The organism is Oleiphilus sp. HI0128 (genome assembly GCF_001635365.1).
The window spans coordinates 1-525 of sequence record NZ_LWGG01001601.1 but is presented as its reverse complement, the minus strand read 5'-3'; the positions used below and the strand labels follow the sequence as shown (position 1 = coordinate 525).

Below are 525 nucleotides of genomic sequence, written 5' to 3'. Positions count from 1 at the left end.
GTGTAAATGTCTGATATTAATGAAACTGCGATTAGCAGCTTAAACGAAGCGTCCTCCGCTATTTCAAATCTCGCAAACTCTCTTGATAACAGTTTTTCATCTGCCATATCATTGATAATGAAATCTGAAGGACGCCTAATAGTTTCAGGCATGGGGAAATCCGGCCATATTGGCAAAAAAGTCGCAGCTACACTCGCTTCTACCGGCACACCTAGTTTTTTTATTCACCCCGCCGAAGCGTTTCATGGTGACTTAGGGATGATCCGCCCTAGCGATATCATCTTGCTTATCTCGAATAGCGGCGAAACCGAAGAAGTGATCAAACTCATCCCTAGCCTTCGGCGCTTCGGAAACAAAATTATTTCGATTGCTAACGCCCCTGATAGCACGCTAGCAAAAAATTCAGACGTCTACTTGAATATTTTTGTCGAAAAGGAGTCATGCCCAAATAATTTGGCTCCTACCACATCGACAACGGTGACACTAGCTTTGGGCGACGCACTTGCTGTTTCACTAATGAAAGAA

The 525-nt window shown here is 43.8% G+C and carries 1 protein-coding gene; it reads left to right on the top strand.

Annotated features, from left to right (window positions below):
- Nucleotides 1-6: 6 nt before the first annotated feature.
- On the top strand, nucleotides 7-525 hold a 519-nt coding region (locus tag A3763_RS26195; RefSeq protein WP_156495352.1), incomplete at its 3' end, for an SIS domain-containing protein.